The 21,746-nt window shown below is 34.2% G+C and carries 13 protein-coding genes and 1 pseudogene; 4 read left to right on the top strand and 10 right to left on the bottom strand.

Annotated features, from left to right (window positions below):
* Nucleotides 1-116 precede the first annotated feature (116 nt).
* The 6 genes and pseudogenes from ruvB to AACL20_RS06890 all read right to left on the bottom strand — a co-directional run.
* Entirely contained in the window at nucleotides 117-1,115 is a 999-nt protein-coding gene (gene ruvB / locus AACL20_RS02775) for a Holliday junction branch migration DNA helicase RuvB (protein WP_339052554.1), read from the bottom strand.
* A gap of 307 nt (nucleotides 1,116-1,422) precedes the next feature.
* On the bottom strand, nucleotides 1,423-1,821 hold the full coding sequence (locus tag AACL20_RS02770; protein WP_339052553.1) for a hypothetical protein: 399 nt from the start codon (nucleotides 1,819-1,821) through the stop codon (nucleotides 1,423-1,425).
* A gap of 784 nt (nucleotides 1,822-2,605) precedes the next feature.
* Nucleotides 2,606-3,520, bottom strand: coding sequence for a divergent polysaccharide deacetylase family protein (locus AACL20_RS02765; RefSeq protein ID WP_339052665.1), 915 nt, complete (start codon nucleotides 3,518-3,520; stop codon nucleotides 2,606-2,608).
* 975 nt (nucleotides 3,521-4,495) lie between these two features.
* Complete coding sequence (locus AACL20_RS02760; protein ID WP_339052551.1) at nucleotides 4,496-5,422, bottom strand: LysM peptidoglycan-binding domain-containing M23 family metallopeptidase; 927 nt, start codon at nucleotides 5,420-5,422, stop codon at nucleotides 4,496-4,498.
* Between the two features lie 209 nt (nucleotides 5,423-5,631).
* Nucleotides 5,632-6,528 (bottom strand): 30S ribosomal protein S6--L-glutamate ligase, encoded by an 897-nt coding sequence (rimK, locus tag AACL20_RS06895; RefSeq protein ID WP_410519931.1) that lies wholly within the window; start codon nucleotides 6,526-6,528, stop codon nucleotides 5,632-5,634.
* Nucleotides 6,529-6,600: 72 nt separating this feature from the next.
* Nucleotides 6,601-7,038: pseudogene (locus AACL20_RS06890) on the bottom strand (ATP-dependent zinc protease); the annotation flags it as partial.
* Nucleotides 7,039-8,328: 1,290 nt separating this feature from the next.
* Here AACL20_RS06890 and AACL20_RS02750 point away from each other — a divergent pair.
* A protein-coding gene (locus AACL20_RS02750; protein ID WP_339051669.1) for an IS5 family transposase occupies nucleotides 8,329-9,149 on the top strand; the annotation gives its coding sequence in 2 pieces (ribosomal slippage) (nucleotides 8,329-8,716 and nucleotides 8,716-9,149; 822 coding nt in all).
* A 756-nt stretch (nucleotides 9,150-9,905) separates the two neighbouring features.
* The gene (locus AACL20_RS02745; RefSeq protein ID WP_339052549.1) at nucleotides 9,906-13,595 is read left to right on the top strand and encodes an ankyrin repeat domain-containing protein; all 3,690 of its coding nucleotides are present in this window, start codon (nucleotides 9,906-9,908) and stop codon (nucleotides 13,593-13,595) included.
* Between the two features lie 14 nt (nucleotides 13,596-13,609).
* On the opposite strand, the gene AACL20_RS02740 is transcribed toward AACL20_RS02745, so the two are convergent.
* The 4 genes from AACL20_RS02740 to AACL20_RS02725 all read right to left on the bottom strand — a co-directional run bounded on the left by AACL20_RS02740 (nucleotide 13,610) and on the right by AACL20_RS02725 (nucleotide 20,162).
* Nucleotides 13,610-14,824: an IS256 family transposase gene (locus AACL20_RS02740; RefSeq protein WP_339052548.1), complete on the bottom strand. Its 1,215-nt coding sequence runs from the start codon at nucleotides 14,822-14,824 to the stop codon at nucleotides 13,610-13,612.
* 485 nt (nucleotides 14,825-15,309) lie between these two features.
* A complete protein-coding gene (gene odhB, locus AACL20_RS02735) occupies nucleotides 15,310-16,521 on the bottom strand; it encodes a 2-oxoglutarate dehydrogenase complex dihydrolipoyllysine-residue succinyltransferase (protein WP_339052547.1) in 1,212 nt (403 codons plus the stop codon).
* 275 nt (nucleotides 16,522-16,796) lie between these two features.
* The gene (locus AACL20_RS02730) at nucleotides 16,797-19,607 is read right to left on the bottom strand and encodes a 2-oxoglutarate dehydrogenase E1 component (protein WP_339052546.1); all 2,811 of its coding nucleotides are present in this window, start codon (nucleotides 19,605-19,607) and stop codon (nucleotides 16,797-16,799) included.
* 3 nt (nucleotides 19,608-19,610) lie between these two features.
* Nucleotides 19,611-20,162, bottom strand: coding sequence for a hypothetical protein (locus AACL20_RS02725; protein ID WP_339052545.1), 552 nt, complete (start codon nucleotides 20,160-20,162; stop codon nucleotides 19,611-19,613).
* A gap of 675 nt (nucleotides 20,163-20,837) precedes the next feature.
* Here AACL20_RS02725 and AACL20_RS02720 point away from each other — a divergent pair.
* Together AACL20_RS02720 and AACL20_RS02715 are read left to right on the top strand one after the other, a co-directional pair.
* A complete protein-coding gene (locus tag AACL20_RS02720) occupies nucleotides 20,838-21,239 on the top strand; it encodes a phasin family protein (RefSeq protein ID WP_339052544.1) in 402 nt (133 codons plus the stop codon).
* A gap of 141 nt (nucleotides 21,240-21,380) precedes the next feature.
* A complete protein-coding gene (locus AACL20_RS02715; protein WP_339052543.1) occupies nucleotides 21,381-21,719 on the top strand; it encodes an isochorismatase family protein in 339 nt (112 codons plus the stop codon).
* Nucleotides 21,720-21,746 lie beyond the last annotated feature (27 nt).

The raw sequence follows: 21,746 nt of genomic DNA, 5'->3' as shown, positions 1-21,746 counted from the left end.
GATAATTTTTTCTGCTTCGCTCTATTGCAAAACAAATAAAGTTTTGACATTAAAATTAACTTTTTGAAGCGAATATAATATTAATTATAGCAAAATAATACATATTCTATCAAAAATCATCCTACGTTCTTTATACCAAAATATTCCATACATTTTGCAGTTATAACCCTTCCTCTTGTAGTACGATTAATAAATCCTATCTGCATTAGATATGGCTCAATTGCATCCTCTATAGTATCACGATCTTCAGATAGCCCAGCAACAATTGTTTCTATTCCAACAGGTCCACCACCATAATAATCTGCTATATATCTGATATATTTATAATCTAAAGCATCAAGACCCAAAACATCAATACCAAGCATATTCAGAGCATTTTTTACTATGTCTGAATTGACTACTGCTTTGTTTTGATATTGTGCAAAGTCCCTAATCCGTTTAAGAATCCTAATTGCTATCCTAGGTGTTCCCCTAGAGCATCTAGCTATTTCTTCTGCAGCCTCTTTTTCAATCTGCACTTCAAATATTTTCGCTCCTCTTAAAATAATCTTTAATAGCTCACCTGCATCATAGAAATCTAGTTTGACAGGAATACCAAATCTATCACGCAGTGGATTCGTTAAAAGACCTAGTCTTGTAGTTGCACCAACCAATGTAAACTTTGGCAAATTTATCTTCACAGATCTCGCAGCCGGGCCAGAGCCTATGACTAAATCTATACAATAATCCTCCATAGCAGGATATAAAAGCTCCTCAACTGATGGATTCAGCCTATGTATTTCGTCTATAAATAATACATCATTATGTTCAAGATTAGTAAGAATTGCAGCTAACTCTCCAGTTTTGCTTAACATAGGCCCAGATGTAACCTTAATACCAACATTTAATTCCTGAGCAATAATTTGCGACAAAGTTGTTTTGCCAAGGCCTGGAGGACCATAAAATAATACATGATCCAAGGCTTCTCCTCTCGATTTTGCAGCTGAAATAAAGATATGCAAATTTTGCTTTAACTTTTCTTGACCTATAAAATCCCTCAGCAGACTTGGTCTAATTACATTCTCATTTTCAGAATCATTTGCTTGTTGCTCTAAGTCCCTTATATGTTCAGACATTTCATTTATCTTGAATGGAAAAGAATTTATGTTTATTGCAGTAATGTTTAACTGAATATTTTAGATATGACAACAGCAGAAAATAAACATTATAGAGAGATTCGTAAAGCAAAAGCTACATTACTCTATAAGTTAAACATGCAATGCTCAAGCGAATATTCTCAGAAAATATTAGACTTCTTCTGAAAAACTTGTTCTAGCAAAGCAAGTTGTAAGAAGCATACAAAAGCACGAGGAAGCGACAAAGCAATTGGCAGCTGAAACAGGCATCCTTCAGAAGAAGTCTATCGAAAGAATAAAGTAGAATCTACGCTTCTTTACTACCATCTGCTATCGTTTTCTTATCACCTTCTGTGCTTTGAACATTTGAAGCTGCATTTCTATTTAAAACACTTTGAGTAAAGCCAGTACTAGTCTTCTTCTCATCAGAATTCGTTCTAGTATATACATTATTTCCTGTATTGTTTTGCTTACTAAGATTTAATACCGCATCATCCTGCATATTTCTGTTAGGAGGGTTCGACATCAAATCAACATTAGAACGAACACCAACACCTCTACTAATCATTGCATTCTCTCTAGGCACCCTTCTCTCTTTAAAATCTTTAGGATCTCCTCCAGTCTTATCTTTTCTGCTTGAAGATTTACTACATCCAAATACAAGAAATGTGCAAATTAATACAGAGACCAGACACTTAAAATGCATATAACTCCTTTAATAATTAAAGTATATCAGCTGTATATTTCAGTAACATTACATAGAGATTTTCTGCTATAGTGCAACATCTAAATCAAAAGATTTATACCATTACAATATAATGAATTTTGAAATTGATTATACAAATACAAAAAATAACTGTTTAAGTTACCTGTATATAAAAAATTACTATCTTAAGACGCTAGAAGCACAACAAATCACATCAGTGATAAACCAACTAGCAATTCCAGTTATACATATTTCTATATGATTTCCAACATCATTGCAATAAACCACTTCTATAATGCTATAAAAGCTGTTAGTAGAATTTATAATTACACTATAACTATACAGAGATACCAGACACGGACGGTTAACATTAGACTTCTTCTTAAAATGCTTAGGCACTGCCCAGCAAAGTCACTTTCGCAGACTCCTTTGGCCTGATTTTCAAGCATTACTTCATTAGACCTCTTGCATAACCTGTTCAAAACTATGATTTTATTGTCACCAATACATAAAAATACTCACGGAGATCATTGTTGCGACGTTTTGCAAAAAATTTCTAGCTCAGAATGAGGTTATGCAAGAGGTCTATTCATTTCTTTGTAAATATATATAATATCTGACTCAGAAATTAACTGAGACTCTAAAAAATCATGCCCTGCAAACCATCAAAGCTTCACTTCATATGTATATAATAGATATATATTAGGAATAAATTGATTTACGCAGCTTTTGACAAGCAGATTAGTTTGGACATTATATGATCGATTTTTAAGCGATAGAGAATTTAGTTCCCACTTGCAATCTTGGACCTCTCTTTCATGAATAATGTAAGCGGTTTAATCTCAATCTGTTTTTCTTTCAGCGTTTCCATCCACTTTTGAAGAATCTCTATATTAGCTTGATATGGACGTATTATACCAACTGCAACTCCTCTTGATTTGGCAATCATCTCAAGATCTGCAATTTTTTCTAATATATCTTCACTACTACCTCCATTATCGAGCGCAATATCTATCAAACATATATTTTCCATAATATTTAATTCAGCAGCAGCTCTAGTAATAGGCTTTTTATCATATTCATCAGAATACAAAAACACTAATGGATTTTTCGAGGCATCAAGCAATATAGCAAAACTTTTCAGTATGTGACGAACATTATCTATATAATCTGTAATAATCTCACCAGGGTTAGTATACACACCAACTATATCGTCAGAGCGAGAAAAAACTATCTGTACTCTAGAGTCGTTTTCATAATCACTTAAATCATCAAGCAAAGTATAAGGACCAAGATCCTCCATTGGATAAGATTTAGTCTGCATTGGAATTTTTATGATTGCTTCAAAACCTAGATCTACTGCTCTTGCAATTAACTCTGTCACATCATCTGGATAAGGTGAAAATCCTAAAGTAACAGAATTAGGTAGTTTAATTATATTCTCAAATGTAGATTTATTTATACCTATGTCATCTATAATGATTGCAATATACATCTTTCTATCCTGAGCAACATTATCTGTTTGTGATGTAGAAGTAGATTCATCTTCTACTGCTATATCACCCTTTTCACTCATAACAGCAGATGTAGTATTACTATCAACAACACTATCATTATCATTAGAAATGTCGCGTAGTGCTATAAACCCGAGCCCCAATAAACAAATTATTAGAGCCACCGCATAAAAAACTCTTTTCATCAAAAATATTTCTCGAGTTATATTTATATTTAATTCTTTAATATAAGCCTAGAACAGCCATGACCTAATATCATTCTGATCACGAACTTTTTATGATTCTTTGTTTTTCACAATATCTTTTATAAAATCGCATCTACAAAAAATACAAGCAAAAAAATATTGAATCATTATAGTAAATTTCCAATTCAATCTTATTACTCTATAAAAAATCCCAATTAATTAAAATTTTAAATGCAATATAAAATATATAATATTTGCAGCATAGTGAAGCATAGAGCAACAAAATAGGCTCTTCAAAATAAAAGAAACTACACAAACGACTAAGCAAATTCCTGATTAGTACCAGGAATATATAAAAAGATTCTAAATATAATTTTTCTAGTTACAAGCGAATTTTTTAACTATAGAGCGTATTGCATTTTTGTAACAACATAAAGAGTGAAGTATTTTTCTAAAATGAGCTATTACTCTCTGTGATTTGCAAAAAAACATTATAGTTAAGGAAGTTAGAGACATTGATATATTGAAAAAAAAATCAGCAACGCGCTGAAGCGTTTGGAATTTGTGAACTGAGGATCTAACTTTAGCTTTGAAATTTCAAGCTATATAGTCGTCATACTTTTCAAAATTTGCGTTCCGCCAAGAGCACTAATTATATATTGATCATTACATGCAAAATGCACTCTTCCTAGGCACTGCGCTCAAGTAAGTGATACGCGCGCGAATTTTGAGGGCATGATTTTTTAGAGTATAAGTTAATTTTGTGAGTGAAATAATTATATATATTTGCAAAAAATTAACGAAATAATACTTGAAAATCATGCCAAAGGAGTCTGCAAAATAACTTTGCGAGTTTCGTATCAAAATCTGAAATACCAACTCTTCTTGTATATCTTGCACTTAATACTCTACAAATAATATTATAAAGCATTACCGAATCGCAAATCACAAAGCGCGAAAAGACTATCAATCACTTTATTCAGTATCAGATTCAGGATTTAAAGTTTTCTTCCCTTTACGCATTGAAAAATGCAATTGCGGTGATTTTACAGAACCAGTCGCACCAACTAGAGCAATTGACTGTCCTTGTTTCACAAATGCACCTTTCTTTACTAAAATTTTCTCATTATGCGCATATGCAGAGAGATAACCGCCATCATGCTTAATGACAATCAAATTACCATATACTTTTGGTTCTCTACCAACATATATAACTTCACCACCTGCAATCGCAAGAACTTTAGTACCTGCAGGCGCAGCTATATTTATTCCCTCATTACTCTTACCTGCAACTTGACTATACCTCGATACTACCCTCCCATGCAGAGGCCAAATAAATTCGTCAGAATTTAAAGGTGTTGAGTATTTAAAGCCACTTTTTGTTTGAGTACTAGCGGAACCTTTTGTAGCAACATTCTTTGAATCTGCATTCACAGCAGCTCTACTATCTGCAATACCGCCTTTATCACCTTTGGTCATTCTAGAATCGTTTTCTAAAGCACTTCCAGCACTAACACCACTTTTCTCTAAACCAACATCATCTTGTTCACCCATTAAAGACCTTACTTCTTCCACATACTCAGGTTCTTTATCACTTGAATCTGGTATAAAAACGACTTCTCCCTCAAGATGCGTACTAAACATTGGGACCCTTACAACCTGCCCGGCATAAAGATAAGCATCTGTGCGCAAACCATTTGCTCTAGCAATCTCAGATACTGGTACACCCTGTACTTCAGCAAACTGTTTTAATGAATAATCTTGTTCAACTGTGACAAATTTTACTACACCACTACGACCGTAATATAACTCTTGCTTGTTTTCTATCAAAGGCTTCTCTTTATTTGATGTACAAGAAGTACATAAAGCCAGCAACCCCAGTAAAACTATAATATTTCTCACAAAACTCTCCATCGATTATATAACCAACTATTTGGCGGATAATAGACTGCTTTAGTAACTCTATTTCAGCTGCTAATTATTTTGCCACTCCTGGTACTAAGAATGCTCATATACCTCACGTATACCATGCTCCTTACACTTGCCTCACTTGTGAAACAAGTTTCACAAGAAATATAATGTAAGAACTTAATATAATTCATTTTATTTTTCTACATCGAAGATATCCCGTATATGTTTTTCTCTATGCATCTTATCATCATAGTTGCTATATCCTTCCCTGTAATTGTCTCTACTCCCTCAAGTCCAGGAGAAGAATTCACCTCTATCACTTTTGGACCATCTTTTGACCTTATAATATCCACTCCCGCAACTTTTAACCCCAAAGTTCTTGAAGCAGATATTGCAATCTTCACCTCTTCTTTTGTAAGTTGTACTTTATATGCTCTTCCTCCCAAATGAAGATTCGATCTAAAATCATCTGGGGCAGAACGTCTTTGCATTGCAGCTACAACCTTATCTTCTATAACAAAGCACCTGATATCTGAACCACCAGCTTCTTTAATATACTCTTGTACAAGAATATTAGCTTTTACACTTTTGAATGCATTAATAACACTAGCTGCAGCCTTTCTAGTCTCTGCAAGTACAACCCCCCTACCTTGCGTTCCTTCCAGCAATTTTATTATAACAGGAGCACCACCAACAGTCTCTATTAAATGTTGAGTAGCATCAGGAGCACTTGCAAAACTAGTAACTGGAAGATTTATACCTTTACCAGCTAAAATCTGAAGGCACCTAAGCTTATCTCTGGAATTTGATATAGAAACTGCATCATTTAAACAAAACGCACCCAAAGAATTAAACTGCCTTGTGAGAGCACATCCATAGAATGTCATAGAAGGTCTCAGTCTTGGAATAACTGCATCAACTTCCTTTAACTCCTTTTTAGTAACTGCATGGTATATAGAATAACCACCATACTGCACGTTAATATAGCAGTCTCCAATATTCACAAATGAAATATTATGATTTCTAGCACGCGCAGCCTCCATAATACGCTTATTTGAGTATAATTCTGGATTTGAAGCAAGCAATATTATATTCAAACCAGATCTGGAAACTACTTTGCTGCTATATAACTGTAGCGCCTTTTTATCAGAAATTTTATGAGTTAAAAATGATGAATCTGGATCTACAAAAACTCTATTTCGCATCCCTTCTCTTCCAAGTATCATTCTATACCCCATAGAGTCTCTATTCGTTAGACTTACATCTATATCCCAAATAGAGTCACCCATTTTGATCTTAGTAGAAATGACAAATCTATGTTCTAGTACATCATTCGAACTTCTTACAACTTTCTTGGATACAACAGGAGCAACACAAGACTTCACTATACGCCTATTATCCTGTATTGGGTGTATATCAAACTTAACATATTCAACACCATTTTCTATATATGGTATTATATTCACCGCATGTAATGCAGAAGTTTTTGCACCAGAATCAATTCTAATTTTGATGATTGGCAGACCTAAAGATGGAAGTGAACACCATTCCTCAGAGCCTATAAGAAATTTTTCGTAGTACGGAGTAGAAGCACCAAAGTTCTGCATTATCACCAGTCATTTACAATTATATAGAATTACAAATTCTTCTTTGGAAAAAATTTGTAAAATAAAAAGGTATAGCAAAACTATCTAAAATTACCATCACAAATAAAGACAAAGATTTATTAAAAAAAGCTACAAACAATAAAAATTACTCTACTTTTTTATATAAGCAAGTAATAATATCGGCAAACAAACCTAAAATCTGCTAGCTTCAGTAACAGATTTTATAACTCACAATAAAGGCTATATTTCATAACATAACTTTTAATATACAAACATTATTGCTATATTTTCTGAATTCCAAACATCATTATGCTGCACGTATAAATACTCACCTTGATACATTACTTCATTAAAGCAATAAAATTTCAGATGAAATTATCATTGTTTACTTCTGCAGTCTATAGCGTCTAATTTGCCACTCGCAAAAACTTAATACGTAATATGCTAAATTGAAGCAACTATACATAATTTAAGCACTGCTTGCAAAATCATTGTTACAAACTTTTTCTGCCTAATTTTCTATATTACTCAGTTAATTTTTTGGCAAATATGTAAAAATTGTTATGCAAAAAAATTAATTAGTCTACCCATCAAAAATCGATTTGCTAAGCAAATAAATTTTTGCGAAAAGTTAAATGTAGTAAAATTAGCTTAGCAACCGCCATGTACCAATTTTCAGCTATAATATTCCTGTACTTGGCAAACACTATTCTCACAAAATCCATAAAATTTTGAGCAATTTTGTCAATTTTTCTGCTGGACTTTTTGTGTATCATAATTACTTGCAGGCAAAGATAAATCACTCTAGCTTCTTAAAGTTATGACGCAGGCGACTAATTATTACTCTAAAAAATCATGCTCTCAAAATCTTCGCTTAGTGCACTTACTTGAGGTAATGTTTAATAAAAATATCACTATAAATGCATTCAATTATTCAAAAATCTGTCAAGCAAAATCCAAATCAAGCTTAGCAAGCAATGTAGTTCCAGGGGCGAATATAAATGCAGCAACATAATAAATCAAGATTTAAAGATGCATATAAAGCAAAGAAATTAACCTAACAAAAGTGCTTATTATTATATTTAACTTCAGTATGAAATATAACAAAAAACAGTCGAGATTATCATATAAAACCTCATGCTTTTTGCTTTATCCGTATTACAAAATATGTTTTAATACTTCACCCTTAAAATCTTTAATTTTTATTTCAACAAATACGTACCAATATACATTAGACCTCTTGCATAACCATATAAATTGATTAAAATCCTTGATTTTATCAAGGATAACATGAAGTTTGAAAACATCAAAGATGAATACGCAGAAGAGTTTCGCAGGCTTACTGGCATTAAACGAGGAACGTTTGAAGTTATACTAAGTATATTAAAAGAAGCTGAAGCTATTTTAAAGTCTCAAGGTGGAAAACCCAATAAATTGGCTTTAGAAGATCGATTACTCATGACGCTTGAGTACTTGCGTGAATACAGGACATATTTTCATATTTCCCGCAGTTATGGAATAAGTGAAAGTGCCTGTTATCGTAATATACGTTGGATTGAAGATACTCTAATTAAAGATAAACGATTTTCACTACCTGGACGTAAAGCATTACTAAAAAGCGATTCTGAATACGAACTTGTGTTAATTGATGCTACTGAAACACCGATAGAACGACCTAAAAAAAACAGAAGCACTTTTATTCGGGAAAAAAGAGGCGACATACTCTAAAAACTCAGCTTATTGTGGATAAAAGGAAAAAAGAAATCATTTGCACTAATTTTTCTAATGGCAAGCGTCATGATTTCAGGTTATTTAAAGAATCCGGAGTTCACATCCACCCTGAGATTAAAGTTCTTACAGATACTGGTTATCAAGGCATTGATAAGTTGCATTATAATTCAGAGTTACCAAAGAAAAAGACAAAAAAGCGACCACTAAGCAGGAAAGATAAAAAGAAAAATCGTCAATTGTCTAGTGAACGTGTTTTAAATGAAAACGTCATAGGCATGATCAAACGATTTAAAATTATCGCTGATCGTTATAGGAACAGAAGAAAACGATTCGGTTTAAGGTTTAATTTACTTGCTGGTATCTATAACTTTGAGCTTTAAATAGGTTATGCAAGAGGTCTATTACCGCAAGGTAAATGAAGAGCTTGCATTTTGGATTTTTGATACAAAGCAGCGCATAGAACTAAACATTAATCAAACGAATCTAAATTACCACTGTGAATTTTGAATCAAACTAAGAATATTGAAATACATATAACACTTGGCATCTCATAAACACAAGGAGATCAGAGCCATACCTATTTATGCAATCCAGCCGCATCTATGCTAAAATAATATGTGATATTTCATGCTATATCATTATTTTCTTACATCTTTCTGTCATTTACCTCATGTATATACTTCTTGTTGCTATCTATTGCAAGTAACCATGGAGAAAACCCTAATATTATCTGCATTATCTGTGTTAAAGCGAAGAATATAGCAAAATTCTATTTTTACTATTGACTCTTCTCTTTATCGAGATATATCCTAATAGTTGAGTATACTCGCTACACTTTTCAAAATTAGCGCCTTTAGAATGATTCTTATGCATTTTATTAACACTTGCATATCATTCTCATAGCTCTTTTTGAAATCTAACTTCATATATGCATAATTTAAATAATAACTCTTCATTTGTTACTACTATCAATGCATTATCCGCCTCTCTTTCAAATAGCCTACTAAAATACTACAATTTATTTCACTTATGGTTGCGTGCTCATTTGCTATAGCTCTTTGTGAGGCTTTGTGATGAGAAATTTCGATTTATTGCTTTTAAGCTTTCAAAATCAGATAAATCATGAGGAGTAATTTATGAAAGGCGTCAGTAACATTAATTACCAAACATTACGTCTCGTCGCTCAAGAAAATCCAGATCAACTAAAAAATTTCATAAAAGAATATCGAAGTAGAGTGGAGAAATTTCTGCTCAAAAAAGATAATCATGGAAATACAGCACTGCACTTCGCCGCTTATAACAGAGACTCGCTGCAAATATTAACAAATGAATTCAGAGAAAAAGTTAAAGACTTAATTGCTATAAAGAATAATAATGGCGATAATGTGCTATATTTTGCAGCACAATTTAACAAAGATTCGTTTAAATTTCTGTTAGATGAATTTCCAGATGTAGCAAAGAGCTTATTAGGTGAGCAAAATAAATATGGAATGACAGCGCTGCATTACACTGCAGCATACAACAAAGATTCTCTGCAAATATTAATAGATAGATTTCAAGAAGAAGTTAAAGCACTACTTCCACTCACAGAGGCACATGGCTATACAGCACTACACATAGCCGCGCAATGTAACAAAGATTCTCTGAAACTTCTCATAGATACGTTTCCAGAGGAAGCGTTTAAGATGAAAGATCAAAATGGCGCTAAAATATTTCATCATGCGGCACAGCTCAATCCAGCATCATTGGAGATTCTAATAGACAAGTTTCAAGAAGATATACTTGATATTGCTGATGAAAATGGCGAAACAGTTTCATATCAAGCGATGCAGCTGAACCTGGATTCACTGAGGCTTCTTATGAATAGATTTCCAAAGCAAATGCTTACAGCAAGAGATAGTTACGGTGATACAGTGCTAAACTATGCAACGCGGCATAATGTCCATGCATTAAAAAGCCTGATACTAAAATTTTCACTAGAAATTAAAAACTTATTAGAGGAGAAGAAGAATGAGCAAGATGCTCAAACAATGCTGCGATATGCAGTAATGTACAATACAGATTCGCTAAAACTTTTAATCAATACATTTCCAAACAAAATTAGAGATCTACTCAGCGTCAAAGAAAAAGATGGCAATACAGCAGTACACCATGCGGCTTTAGATAGCAATTCGCTAAAATTATTAACAGCAAAATTTCCACTTGATGTAGCAAACTTGCTAGAAGAGCAAAATAACTATGGTGAAACCGTATTACACTTTGCCGTTCAAAACTCAGAATCATTAAAATTTCTGCTGGAACAATTTGAAATAATGCGAGCTTTTTTAGAAATCAGAGATGAAGATGGCTATACAGCTTTGCACCATGCAGCTCAACTTAACAAAGATTCGCTAAATCTCCTGATAGATCAGTTTAAGGAAGATATTTTTGAAGTAAAAGATAGCCGTGGCCACACAGTGTTGCATCATGCCGCGCGTTTCAATCCAGACGCGCTCAAGCTGCTAATAGACAAATTTCCAGAAAAAGTAGAGAAATTGCTAGAGATGCCAAATGATTATGATGACACAGTGCTACGCTTTGCAATTCCCAATCCAGAATCATTACATATTTTGATAGATAAGTTCAAAGAACAAGTAGAAAGAATGCTTGAAATACAGAATCATTCTGATGCAATAGCCTTGCACTTTGCTTCTAACTTTCCAGATTCACTGAAACTTTTGATAAGTGCATTTTCAAAAAAAATAGAAAGCTTGCTGGAACTAGAAAATCACTATGGTGAAACAGCACTTCACTTCGCAACTCACACTCCAGAATCGCTGAAACTTTTGATAAGTATATTTCCAAAACAAGTGGAAACTATGCTGGAGTGGCAAAATGGCGATGGCGACACTGTGGTACACTTGGCTGCAAAAATTCCAAATTCACTGCAGCTTTTAGTAGAAAAGTTTCCGCTTACAGTAGATAGCTTGCTGAAAGTGAAAAACAGAGATGGCGATACTGTACTACATTTTGCTGTTCAGTTTCAAGAATCTCTACACCTCTTGATGGATGAATTTTCAAGCACTGTAGAGAATCTGCTAAAAGCACAAAATAAAGATAATGATACTGTACTGCACTTTGCTGTTCAGTTTTCACCCTCTCTGCTGCTATTGATAGAGCAATTTAAAAGCACAATAGATGATCTGTTACATGAACAAAATAAATACGGAAATACTCCACTACACGTTGCCGTTCAGGTTCCAAACTCACTGAAATGTTTATTAGATGAATTTAAGAGAGTAGTGCAAATTATGCTAGATATTCAGCCAAATATTTCTGGTGACACTATACTGCATTCTTCTATCAAAGCTCCGGACTCATTAAAATTCTTGATAAGTGACTTTCCAAAAGAAGTCGAAAGATTTTTAGATATGCAAAATAACCACGGTAAAACTCCGTTGCACTTGGCAACTCTTGAGCCAAATTCGCTAAGGCTTCTGATAACCCGCTTTCCAAAGAAAGTGGAAAGCTTGCTTTGGAAAGAAGATAACAATGGCGAAACTGTTCTGCATTGGGCAGCACAGAATGAAGAGTCACTGGCGATGCTAATAGAGAACTTTAAAGTAAGTAATGGATTATTAGAATTTAGAGATAAAAATGGCTACACAGCTTTCCACCATGCCACTCAAATCTCCAGCAAATCACTTGAGATCTTAATAGAGCAGCACCAAGGAAAAATCTTGCAATTGAAGGATAAATATGGCGATACAATATTACATCACGCCGTTCAATTTAACGATAATTCACTAATACTCTTGATGAATAAATTTCCAGAACAAGTGCTGGAAGTTAGAGCGCGAAATGGCGAGACTGTGGCGCATTATGCCGCTCTACGTAACACAAAAGCATTGGAACTGCTGATTGAAAGATTTAAAGAAAGCATACTGAATACAACTGATCATCGTCGCAATACTCCTCTACATTTAGCGGCAGAATATAACAAAGACTCACTCAAACTTTTAATAGAGAATTTTCCAGAAAAAGTTCAATTATTATTAAAAAGCAAAAATAATTCTGGCGAAACTGTGCTGGATTTAGCTGAGATGAATCGAGGTTCTAAGAAGATAATGAAAAATTTTCTGAAGAGTTTAGGGATGAAAATATACGGCGCAGAAAGCGGAATTTCCATCCCAGAGATTCCTGCAGCGCTTTCTTATTATTACCAAGATCATGTAGCTTTTTTGCTAAAACTGCGGCTTGAGGATGCAAAGCCAGGTGCACTAGACTCAGTTGATGTGCTTGAGGCAAGTTATATTCTTCAAGAAAATAATAGCGATGATGTTGCTGCGAAACTCTCATCATTTATCTTAGCTTCTGCCAAAGAGACAATACTAATGCCATTTAACATAGGTGGAAGCCATTTAGTTGGAATTGCAGCTAGAAAACATGGCGATAAAGTTGTGCTCCACTACATGGATTCTGAATTGAATCCGCTGCCAGAATCGCTTTTTGCAAAAGTTAGAGCAGAGCTAGAATCTAATGGTTATACTACTGCCATTAGAAGAGCGAAAGTAGAAAAACAAAAATACAGCAACTGCGGCCCTGAAGTTATAGAAAATTTAACTGCATTTGCAAGCGGAAAGGCTCGCACTTCACAAGAAAAAGCAATACCAAAACATTCCACTCTATTTGAAGAGTATTTGCTGAAAGATTCTAGCAATGGGAAAAGCGCAAATGATAGTAGAACACATGATATTAGCGCACACGAAAGCACAGGCGATAGTAGAACACATGATATTAGCGCACATGAAAGCACATGCGATGGGTCTATCCAATTGATTGTGTAAATTTTTTAGAGCCATTAAAATCTCCCATCAAATTTGATTATAAAATGAGCCATAGCTTCATTCCATTTAGAGATAGGCATGGTCCATTTTTTGGTAATATAATCAATCGTTAGGTATAAAACCTTGAATACCGAATCATCATTTGGGAAAACACGCTTATTTCTTGTAACTTTTCTCAACTGACTATTCAGCGATTCTATAGCATTTGTAGTGTAAATTATCTTACGGATACTCTCTGGATATTGCAAAAATATTACCAGATTCTCCCAATTATTATACCAGGATTTTGATATATGTGGATATCGTTTACTCCATTTCTTATCAAAAGATTCTAGAGCAAGACGCGCTTCATCTTCAGTAGCAGAGCTATAAATAAGCTTTAAATCTGATGCCAATAATTTTCTGTCTTTATATGATACATACTTCAGGCTATTTCTAATTTGATGTACTATACAAAGCTGATGCTCAGTTTTGGGATAACTTGCGCATATAGCTTCAGACATACCAGTCAGGTTATCACTACAGGCAATTAATATATCTTTTAATCCTCGATTCTTCAATTCAGTAAAATTACTAAGCCAGAATTTAGATCCTTCATTCTCACTTATCCATAATCCTAAAATATCTTTTCGGCCCTGTAAATCTATACCCAGCGCAACATATACTGATTTATTAATTATCTGTTTATCTTGCCTTACCTTAACTATTAAACAATCAAAATATACTATAGGATATAATGGTTCAAGAGGTCTACTCTGCCAAATTCTAACCTCATCAATTACATCATCTGTAACCCTACTAATTAAACTCTCACTAACTTCTGCTCCATATAATTCTTGTAATTGGATCTTGATATCAGACAAACTCATCCCCTTGGCATACAGAGATATTATCTTTTGATCTAAACCATCTATTCTTGTTTGATTCTTGGAGACAATTACAGGTGCAAATTTACCTTCTCTATCTCGCGGAATATTTAACTCGATACTGCCATTCTCAGTAATCAAATTCTTATTATAATGACCATTCCTGCAATTCTCAGTTTCAGACCTATCATATTTGTTATAACCTAAGTGTTCAGACATTTCTGCCTGCAAGGCTCTCTCCAAAATACTCTTCGTTAATTCCTTAATCAATCCATCCTGCTTCAGTACTGTCTTTAAATCCGCTCCTCCTTCTATCAGTAAATCTATCGCTTCATTTATTTTCTTATTCTTTTCTGTCTTCATTCTAATTACCTATATTCTTTATTAATTCCAAATATAGGCTCTACTATAATTTACACAATCTTTGATAAAGACTCAAGCTTTTTGATAAGCTAGAGCAGATAAATCCAAAATTTGCTTCTCACCTCAAAGAAAATGCTGCTATTATTGCTGATTATATAAATGCTGCATCTAAGATTCCAGATTCTATAAAAAGCGCCTATGAAGCATTTTTAGCTGGCACGACCCTTGAAGAGCGGAAATTGTTGCTATTATGCCTAAATTGCTACATGTCGTCTTTTGAGTAATTAAAGATAATAATCAATTTAATCCAACATTTACTGCTTGACTCTTAAGACAGTATCAAAGTTGATTTTGGCAGGTTTTGCTACTTTTTCTGCTGGACTTTCGGTGCGCAATAATTGCTTGCAGGCCAAGATAAATCCTATGTTCCTCAGAGTTATGATGCAGGCGACTAGCTAGTATTTTATGGTACTTAAACATCTACCTTATATATTTAGTAATAATCTTTCTGGGTGTTCTACAAGTTCTTTGATGCGTACCAAAAAGGTTACTGCTTCTTTTCCGTCTACTATTCTATGATCATATGAAAGAGCTACATAAGTCATAGGACGTATCACAACCTGACCTGCCATTGCGATTGGGCGTTCTACTATATTATGCATACCAAGTATTCCAGATTGTGGTGGATTGATTATAGGCGTCGATAAAAGCGAGCCATATATACCACCGTTTGTGATGCTGAAAGTGCCACCTGTCATATCAGACATACTCAACTTTCCATCTCTAGCTTTCTTCCCAAGCTCTGATATTCTGGTTTCTAGTTCTGCAAATGAGAGCTTATCAGCATCTCGTACAATAGGTACAACAAGACCTTGTTCTGTACCAACTGCAACTCCAATGTCATAATAATCTTTATATATTATATCATCTCCTCTTATCTCGGCGTTCATATTTGGAGATTCCTGCAATGCTATTACTACAGCCTTGACAAAAAACGACATGAAACCCAACTTGATAGAATGTTTTTCCTTGAACTTCTCTTGATATGTTTGGCGTAATCTGATTACTTCAAACATATCAATTTCATTGAATGTTGAAAGTATAGCTGCAGTATTTTGAGAATCTTTCAGTCTTTTTGCTATAGTCTTGCGAAGTCTTGTCATCACTACTTTTGTTTCTGTTCTTCCGCCTTGAGCAGAGCTGACTAGGACGTCCTCTTGTGCAGATTTTACAGTAGGTACACTTATAGTAGGAGAATTTTGGCTTTGTATGACATCGCCTTTTGTGATACGGCCGGACCTGCCGCTGCCATCTATAGATGATAGATCTATGTCATTGTCTGCTGCAATCTTGTTTGCAGCTGGCGATGCTATAACTGTATCCTGTTTTGTCTTTGCATCTGAAGAAACTTGGGGTATTGCCTTTGGAGCTGCTATAGCTTGCACACTAGTATCTATAGAACCAAGAAGTGCACCTATATTTACTGTTCCCCCTACATCAATTGCAATTTCGCTTAGTACTCCAGAGTTTGGAGCGCTTACCTCAAGCGCAACTTTTTCTGTTTCCAGTTCCACCAATAATTCGTCTACAGTGACAGCTTCACCAATTTTTTTATGCCACTTTGCCACAGTAGCTTCTGTTACTGATTCCCCAAGTGGAGGGACTATGATCTGAACGCTATTTTTAGAATCTGACATTTGCTAAATGAATATGAATTAAACTTAAATATTACTAATTTTTATACTAATCTCATGCTCTTCTAAGCAATAATATAGTAGATATGAAACAACTATTGCATATTTTTTTAAATTAAAATTCAAAAGTTAGTTGCTTATTTGTCTATGCCCAATATGCAAAAATAAATCAAATTTTTACGACTATTCTATGGTTAATCATTGTATTTGAGAGAATAGCAAGCTTTTAAAGGCATTAAATCTGATGCCTTTGAAAATTTGTAATCATTCATCTGTTTTTATGAGAATGCCTCCTGCATCATTGTACCATGCTCTATGGAGTGCAATTTTCCATAACCAGCAGCGGTTGATGCTGATTCTGGGCGACCTACATAATCAAGTCTTGTATCAAAATGATTTATTTTTTGCAAAACACCTGTTATCAGATCTTTTACAAATCTAAAAGCTCCCATATTTTCGTGTTCTTCTTGACACCATATTACTTTTGCGTTTGTATACCGCAAAAGCTGAGTTTCAAGCTCATTTGTTGGTATCGGATAAATTTGCTCCAACCTTAATATTACTATATCCATAGCATTCTTTTCAGCTCGCATTTCATATAGATCAAAATACACTTTGCCGCTACATATTATTACTTTTCTAATGTTTTTATCTGGCAAGACTCCTTGATCATTTTCCGGTATTAGTGGGTTAAATTGTGTGCCTTGCCCCATGTCGGATATTTTTGATACAGCAAGCTTATGGCGCAGTAGTGATTTTGGAGTCATTAAAATCAAAGGCTTTCTGTAATTTCTATGAACCTGTCTGCGTAAAATATGAAACAATGAAGCAGGAGTTGTGCAATTTGCAACTTGTATATTGTTGTTTGCGCATAACTGAAGGAAACGCTCAAGTCTTGCAGAGCTATGTTCAGGTCCTTGTCCTTCATAACCATGCGGTAATAACAATGTAATACCACTCATACGAAGCCATTTTGCTTCTGCTGATACTATAAACTGATCAATCAAAACTTGCGCGCCATTTGCAAAATCTCCAAATTGTGCTTCCCAAATTACTAGCTTACCAGGAGCTGCAAGGCTATAGCCATATTCAAAACCTAATACTCCAAGTTCTGAAAGATAACTATTGCATATTTCAATCTTAGAAACTTGATCATCACGCAAGTTATTAAGCGGAGTAAACTTTTTTTCATTTGTTTGATCTGTAAGAACAGCATGTCTATGAGAAAATGTTCCACGTTCCACATCCTGTCCGCTCATTCTAACGCATATTCCTTCATCTAAGAGGCTTGCTAAAGCAAGTGCTTCACCCGTGCCCCAATCTATATTTTCACCCATCTCTATTAATTTGCGCTTCGTCAAAAGTTGTCTTTCAATTTTGCTGTTTAAACTAAAATCGCTAGGAACTGTTGTTAATTTTACACCTATTTCTCTTAAACGAACTTCATCAACCCCAGTAGGTGTATTGCTAGCATTTTGGTCAGCAGAAGATACATAACCATTCCATACGCCGTGTAGCCAATCGAACTTATCGTTTTTATGAGTTTTTGATAACTCATATTCTTTATCCAAAAAAAGCTTAAAATTATCATGTATACTGCTTGCTCTCTCTTCTGTGATTATACCCTCTGAGATCAGTTTATCTCTATAAATAATTGGCGGAGTTTTATGATTAGAAATAGCATGATACATGATTGGTTGTGTAAAAAATGGTTCATCACCTTCATTGTGCCCATATCTTCTATATCCTACTATATCAATGAACACATCTTTATGAAATTTAGCTTTATAATCAAGTGCAAGTTGTGTTGCAAAGATTACAGCTTCAATATCATCTCCGTTAACATGTAAAATAGGAGCACCTATAGATTTTGCTATATCAGTACAATATCTAGCAGTTCTTGAGCTGGAGGGCAGGGTAGTAAAGCCAATCTGGTTATTTATTACAATATGTATTACTCCTCCAATATTGTAAGAAGGTAACCCTGATAAAACCATAGTTTCTGCTACAGATCCTTGTCCAACTATTGCAGCATCCCCATGCATCATGATCGCAGCAACTTTACTTCTTTGAACATCCGCTATGTCATCTTGTCTCGCTCTGACTCTACCAACTACCACAGGATTAACAGCCTCTAAATGCGAAGGATTTGGAAGTAAAGATAAATGTACTTTACCTCCTTCTACCTCTCTGTCACAAGAAGCCCCTAAGTGATATTTGACGTCACCCGGGTGGTTTGCAGGAAATGCAAAATTTCCAGTAAACTCCGAAAATAGTGCACTATATGGTTTTTTCAATATTTTTGTTAGAGTATTTAATCTTCCTCTATGCGCCATTCCAAATACAATCTCTTGTAAACCATATTTTGCTGCTTGACTTATAATATATTCAGTTGCAACAACTGCAGACTCGGAACCTTCTATAGAAAATCTTTTTGCTCCAGGAAATTTTATATGCAGATATTCTTCGAGTGCAGTTACCTCAAATAAATCCTGCAATAGTTTGAGTTTTTGTGAGGAACTAAAGTATAAAGTTTTTTCTTTTTCTAAATAATTTACGAACCATTCACGCACCTCTTTTGATTCTATATGCATGAATTCATATCCTATACGCGCAGCATAAATATCGCGCAGTTTCTTAGATATAAAACCAGCATTATTGCTATTTTCATTAATAGCAATAATCTCCTGTGATATATTTTGCTTTGCTATATTCAGAGGATCAAGGTTCACAGCAGTATGTCCGTATGTTCTATATATGTTTGCAATCTTTTCTATTGTTTGCTGGATATCTACTGCTTGTATAGCAGATGTATCTTTTCCGATACTTTTTTCAGTTATAGGTTTTTTTGGAGCTGTATCGCTAAATGCTTCAGATATCTCATTTTGTAGTGGATTAGCAACAGCTTTACTTTTCTCTATACTGTTTAAAAATCCTTCAAGTGCTGAAGGATTATCTCCTAAGCTTTTAAAATATTCTCTCCAAGACTGATCAATAGCCTCAGGAGATTTTATATACATAGCATACATTCCTTCTAAAAACCCAGCACTTGCACCAAAAAGGTAAGTATTGGAATGAAAATCCGACATCTTCTAGTTCCTCTTAAAATTCCATTCTTCAGAAAGAGCATCTAGCTCTTTTTCAACATTATTAATTTTTTGCACTAGTTTAATGTTCTCTGAGGCAACAATATAACTAGGTATTACAAAATACATCACAATACTGATTGCAACTATTGCATATATATAGAACAAAGTATTTGCATCTACAAGCAAACTTATAGTGCCTGCACTAACATCGCCATATTTTAGTAGAAAACAAATATAGGGAGCTGCACCTAAGCAATTAAAACACATGATATTTTTTGTTAATGACTTATACTTTTGAAGATTGGAAAAAGCGGATACAATTGTTGGAAAAAACCACAATATTAGTGCTGTAAGCAATGAAAGAGAAATGTATGAGATAAAAATCACAGAGCACAGCAGTGCTATACATCGGAGTATTTTAGAATCTAAAATATTCCACTTTATATTTCTTTTCTCTTTTTTTATTGAGTCATCATTATATATTTTACCTTTTTCTGCAACTTGATCTTTAGATTCAATCCCTGGTGCAACATCTTGAACTTGTAGAGAGCGCATAAAACATTTTTCCAACTTAATGATTATATATGTAACAGTCGTTTCAAGTACGAAATTTGAACTAATAACAATTATAGTATTAGCATTACAAGACTATGTAAACTGAAAATAGTGCAGGATAATGTTAGATTTATACGGTGCTTCTTATATAATTAATAATCAATTAGTTGAATTTTAGCAATGAATTTTTGCTATATGACGTGATAATATGTGTGTTATCATGATTTTGATATCTTTATATATGTGATAAATTAATTTTTTGGATAAATTCGGATCTTACTTTTTAGTAGAGGCAAATATGGTTCTATTAACTAAGTCATTATGTAAGCCTTTTGAACCTAATAGACTTCTTCTTCAAACTTGTTTTAGCGACCAATTGCTTTGTCACATCCTTAGGCGCTGCCGGCAATCACCTGTACTGACCTTTTTGGCCTGATTTGCCAGTATTACTTCGTTAATTCCTTCGCAAATATAAATCTATACAAGTATTTGACACAGAAATTATCCTTCTCACACAAGCGCTCTACGGGCATTGCATATAGCAAAGAAAAGATAATAATAAAATGTTGCAGCGCAGCATTTTGTGTGTTACACTTCAATCCAGGTTGCTATTGTATATTTCTAAAGCGTATAGCACTTTAGTAACTGCTGTGTTAAAAATTTTTGGAGGAAAAAATGTATAACTTGTTCAATTGGCCATATGCGTGTTACTGGGGAGGCCAAGATGCAAATAATAATTATAAAAATGTTATGCAAAATAGATTAGAATCAGTGTCAAAGGCTGGGCAAATAATAATGCAAAATGCTCAAAATGCGGCAACCAAGAATATTGCTTTTATGCAAAAGCAATCACAAAATGGTGTAGATGCTATGAATGAACATATTAAAGCACCTGAAAAGACACAAGAGAAGGTTGCGTCAGCTTATGGCAGTTTTGTGCAGGATATGTATAACCATCTGAAAGAAATGAATGATATTGCAATGAAATGTGCAAAAGAGCTAATCGACTTAAATCAGGAAGGTGTATCTGCTGTGTGTGAGCTCTCAAAAAGTGCAAAACCAACTGCACAGCGTTAAGCTTTTTACGCTTTTTTAGTGTGGGAGTTTGCACTCTGTTGTTTTTAAAAGCTGTCTTCCTCTGGTAGAAGTGCAGCCTTCCTATTTGAGTGATTTTTTTGCGTTTAAAATTCTAATTTTAATCTTAACTAAATTATCACTATGGAAACTGCTTTTATCGGATTGGATTACATCTTTGATATAGCTTGTGATGGTGGAAAGATGGCAACATCTGCTGAATGCGTCACAAACAATAATGTGATCTCGAAGGCAAATGCTGCTATCGAATTTGCTAGAAATAATGGTTGGATTGTAATACAAGCAAAACTTGGGTTCTCGCCAAGCTATATAGAATGTCCTGAAGGATCTCCAATGCTTTCCGGAGCACGTGGTCTTGACGCATTAGGTCTATATGATTTTGGCACTAACTTTCACAAGGATCTAGACGTAAGGGAAGGGGATATAATAATTGTAAAGCATAGGATAAGTGTTTTTTATTAGACCTCTTGCATAACCATATAAATTGAT

It is taken from the genome of Candidatus Lariskella endosymbiont of Epinotia ramella, assembly GCF_964019805.1.
Classification (GTDB): domain Bacteria; phylum Pseudomonadota; class Alphaproteobacteria; order Rickettsiales; family Midichloriaceae; genus Lariskella.
Note: the sequence above shows the minus strand (reverse complement) of the source record. Positions and strands in the feature narration are given on the sequence as shown.

Coding starts and splice junctions, on each gene's coding strand:
- ruvB (WP_339052554.1), bottom strand. CDS start 1,115: ATGTCTGAACATATAAGGGACTTAGAGCAACAAGCAAATGATTCTGAA.
- AACL20_RS02770 (WP_339052553.1), bottom strand. CDS start 1,821: ATGCATTTTAAGTGTCTGGTCTCTGTATTAATTTGCACATTTCTTGTA.
- AACL20_RS02765 (WP_339052665.1), bottom strand. CDS start 3,520: ATGAAAAGAGTTTTTTATGCGGTGGCTCTAATAATTTGTTTATTGGGG.
- AACL20_RS02745 (WP_339052549.1), top strand. CDS start 9,906: ATGAAAGGCGTCAGTAACATTAATTACCAAACATTACGTCTCGTCGCT.
- AACL20_RS02740 (WP_339052548.1), bottom strand. CDS start 14,824: ATGAAGACAGAAAAGAATAAGAAAATAAATGAAGCGATAGATTTACTG.
- odhB (WP_339052547.1), bottom strand. CDS start 16,521: ATGTCAGATTCTAAAAATAGCGTTCAGATCATAGTCCCTCCACTTGGG.
- AACL20_RS02730 (WP_339052546.1), bottom strand. CDS start 19,607: ATGTCGGATTTTCATTCCAATACTTACCTTTTTGGTGCAAGTGCTGGG.
- AACL20_RS02725 (WP_339052545.1), bottom strand. CDS start 20,162: ATGCGCTCTCTACAAGTTCAAGATGTTGCACCAGGGATTGAATCTAAA.
- AACL20_RS02720 (WP_339052544.1), top strand. CDS start 20,838: ATGTATAACTTGTTCAATTGGCCATATGCGTGTTACTGGGGAGGCCAA.
- AACL20_RS02715 (WP_339052543.1), top strand. CDS start 21,381: ATGGAAACTGCTTTTATCGGATTGGATTACATCTTTGATATAGCTTGT.